Raw genomic sequence first — 240 nt, 5'->3', positions numbered from 1 at the left:
GCTAGGTTGAGCGCATGCGCGTCGTCATCGCCGGAGGGCACGGAAAGATCGCCAAACTGCTGGAGCGGGAACTGGCCGGACGCGGAGACACCGCGCTCGGACTGATCCGCAACCCCGACCACGCCGCCGCGCTGCGTGCCGCCGGCGCCGAACCCGTCGTCTGCGACCTGGAACACACCGACGTCGACACCCTCACCGCCCATCTCGCCGGCGCCGACGCGGTCGTGTTCGCCGCCGGCG

Annotated in this window: 1 protein-coding gene; it reads left to right on the top strand. The window is 72.1% G+C overall.

Features of this window, described 5'->3' with window-relative positions:
* Nucleotides 1-14 precede the first annotated feature (14 nt).
* Nucleotides 15-240: NAD(P)H-binding protein (locus tag F8279_RS29845; RefSeq protein ID WP_151501726.1), on the top strand; the 226-nt coding region annotated here is incomplete at its 3' end.

The sequence above is a fragment of the Micromonospora sp. AMSO1212t genome (genome assembly GCF_008868145.1).
Taxonomy (GTDB): domain Bacteria; phylum Actinomycetota; class Actinomycetes; order Mycobacteriales; family Micromonosporaceae; genus Micromonospora; species Micromonospora tulbaghiae.
Note: the sequence above shows the minus strand (reverse complement) of the source record. Positions and strands in the feature narration are given on the sequence as shown.